General features: G+C 54.5%; 1 tRNA gene and 2 rRNA genes. All 3 read left to right on the plus strand.

Features of this window, described 5'->3' with window-relative positions:
* Positions 1–73: 73 nt before the first annotated feature.
* The 3 genes from MHZ35_RS17740 to MHZ35_RS17750 all read left to right on the plus strand — a co-directional run bounded on the left by MHZ35_RS17740 (position 74) and on the right by MHZ35_RS17750 (position 3,203).
* Positions 74–2,867: ribosomal RNA gene (locus MHZ35_RS17740) — 23S ribosomal RNA — on the plus strand.
* Positions 2,868–2,964: 97 nt separating this feature from the next.
* Positions 2,965–3,079 (plus strand): 5S ribosomal RNA (rrf, locus tag MHZ35_RS17745).
* 47 nt (positions 3,080–3,126) lie between these two features.
* Positions 3,127–3,203, plus strand: a tRNA-Met gene (locus tag MHZ35_RS17750).

Below are 3,203 nucleotides of genomic sequence, written 5' to 3' on the forward strand. Positions count from 1 at the left end.
CGTAACACTGCTCTGCCGAGTTTCGTGTCGGCCTTCGGGCTGATCCAGTGTTGTCGTTGGTGGTGTGGACTCTCAAGCGTGAGGTAAGGGCAATTCGTGGATGCCTTGGCATGTACAGGCGATGAAGGACGTGGCACGCTGCGATAAGCGTCGGTGAGGTGTGAGCAACCTTTGACCCGACGATTTCCGAATGGGGGAACCCACCTTCACCATTTAATTCAGCCGGTGTGCAAACATCGGCCGGGTTAAATGGGAAAGGTATCACCGAAGTGAATACATAGCTTTGGTGAAGCGAACCCGGTGAACTGAAACATCTCAGTAGCCGGAGGAAAAGACATCAACCGAGATTCCGTTAGTAGTGGCGAGCGAACGCGGACCAGGCCAGTGCCTGATATTCAACTAGCAGAAGCTTCTGGAAAGTAGCGCCATAGCGGGTGACAGCCCCGTATGCGAAAGTGATGTATCAGGACTCGAGTAGGGCGGGACACGTGAAATCCTGTCTGAACATGGGGGGACCACCCTCCAAGCCTAAATACTCGTACATGACCGATAGCGAACTAGTACCGTGAGGGAAAGGTGAAAAGCACCCCGATGAGGGGAGTGAAACAGTACCTGAAACGGATTGCCTACAAGCAGTGGGAGCATCTTTAGGGTGTGACCGCGTACCTCTTGCATAATGGGTCTGTGACTTAATGTATCAAGCAAGCTTAAGCCGTTAGGTGTAGGCGTAGCGAAAGCGAGTCTGAATAGGGCGACCATAGTTTGATGCATTAGACCCGAAACCCGGCGATCTATGCATGACCAGGATGAAGGTGCGGTAACACGCACTGGAGGTCCGAACCGATTAACGTTGAAAAGTTACCGGATGAGTTGTGCTTAGGGGTGAAAGGCCAATCAAGCCGGGAAATAGCTGGTTCTCCGCGAAAACTATTGAGGTAGTGCCTCGAGCGAATACCCTAGGGGGTAGAGCACTGGATGGGCTAGGGGGTCGCGAGATCTACCAAACCTAACCAAACTCCGAATACCTAGGAGTACTACTCGGGAGACAGACGGCGGGTGCTAAGGTCCGTCGTCAAAAGGGAAACAGCCCTGACCTACAGCTAAGGTCCCCAAGTCGTGTCTAAGTGGGAAAGCATGTGGGAATCCCAAAACAACCAGGAGGTTGGCTTAGAAGCAGCCATCCTTTAAAGAAAGCGTAACAGCTCACTGGTCTAAACAAGGGTTCCTGCGGCGAAGATGTAACGGGGCTCAAGACACGCACCGAAGCTTAGGGTGTGATCTTTGATCACGCGGTAGCGGAGCGTTCCGTACGCCTGTGAAGCGGGAGGGTAACCGACCGTGGAGGTATCGGAAGTGCGAATGCAGACATGAGTAGCGATAAAGAGGGTGAGATGCCCTCTCGCCGAAAGACCAAGGGTTCCTGCGCAAGGCTAATCCGCGCAGGGTGAGCCGGCCCCTAAGACGAGCCCGAAGGGGGTAGTCGATGGGAATGCGGTTAATATTCCGCAGCCTGGTGGTGTGTGACGGATGGCGTGTGTTGTCAGCTCTTATCGGATTGAGCTGGCTTCGAAGCTGTCCCGGGAAATAGCCCCACCGTATAGACCGTACCCGAAACCGACACAGGTGGTCAGGTAGAGTATACCAAGGCGCTTGAGAGAAGTGTCCTGAAGGAACTCGGCAAATTGCCTCCGTACCTTCGGAAGAAGGAGGCCCCATGTATGCGCAAGCACTCATGGGGGGCACAGGCCAGGGGGTAGCGACTGTTTAGCAAAAACACAGGGCTCTGCTAAGTCGGCTTCAAGACGACGTATAGGGTCTGACGCCTGCCCGGTGCCTGAAGGTTAAGTGGAGGGGTGCAAGCTCCGAAATGAAGCCCAGGTAAACGGCGGCCGTAACTATAACGGTCCTAAGGTAGCGAAATTCCTTGTCGGGTAAGTTCCGACCTGCACGAATGGCGTAACGACTTCCCCACTGTCTCCAGGACATGCTCAGCGAAATTGAATTCTCCGTGAAGATGCGGAGTACCCGCGGTTAGACGGAAAGACCCCGTGCACCTTTACTGCAGCTTCAGAGTGGCAGTGGACAAGAACTGTGTAGAATAGGTGGGAGGCTTTGAAGCACCGGCGCCAGCTGGTGTGGAGCCATCAAGTGAAATACCACCCTGTTGTTGTTTACTGTCTAACCTCGAACCATGAAACTGGTTCAGGGACCCTCTGTGGCGGGTAGTTTGACTGGGGCGGTCGCCTCCTAAAGAGTAACGGAGGCGCGCGAAGGTTGGCTCAGGTCGGTTGGAAACCGACTGTTAGAGTGCAATGGCATAAGCCAGCCTGACTGCGAGACTGACAAGTCGAGCAGAGACGAAAGTCGGTCATAGTGATCCGGTGGTCCCTCGTGGAAGGGCCATCGCTCAACGGATAAAAGGTACGCCGGGGATAACAGGCTGATAACCCCCAAGAGCTCATATCGACGGGGTTGTTTGGCACCTCGATGTCGGCTCATCACATCCTGGGGCTGGAGCAGGTCCCAAGGGTTTGGCTGTTCGCCAATTAAAGTGGTACGTGAGCTGGGTTCAGAACGTCGCGAGACAGTTTGGTCCCTATCTGCCGTGGGCGTCGAAATTTGAGAGGAGTTGACCCTAGTACGAGAGGACCGGGTTGAACGTACCTCTGGTGTACCTGTCGTCGTGCCAACGGCGCAGCAGGGTAGCTATGTACGGACGGGATAACCGCTGAAAGCATCTAAGCGGGAAGCCTCCCTCGAGATAAGATTTCTTAGGACGGTCGGAGACCACGACCTTGATAGATCGGATGTGGAAGCGCGGTAACGCGTGTAGCTAACCGATACTAATTGTCCTATTCGCGCTTGAAGAGTCCCACCATCAACGACAACCCTGGTTGTCACGATGTGGATGTACCCTCAGCCTTCAACATCGATTTGAAAAACTTGTGTGCACCGGCTTCATTGCTTGGTGGCTATAGCGTCTGTGACCCACCCGATCCCATCCCGAACTCGGCCGTGAAACCAGACCGCGCCAATGGTACTATCGCTCAAGCGATGGAAGAGTAGGTCGTCGCCAGGCATTGAAGCTCGTGCACACAAACCCATTCACAATGCAATGCACCCTGGCGCGGGGTGGAGCAGCCCGGTAGCTCGTCAGGCTCATAACCTGAAGGTCACAGGTTCAAATCCTGTCCCCGCAACCA

Origin of the sequence: Sphingomonas sp. ACRSK (assembly GCF_022346685.1) — a bacterium.
Classification (GTDB): domain Bacteria; phylum Pseudomonadota; class Alphaproteobacteria; order Sphingomonadales; family Sphingomonadaceae; genus Sphingomonas; species Sphingomonas molluscorum.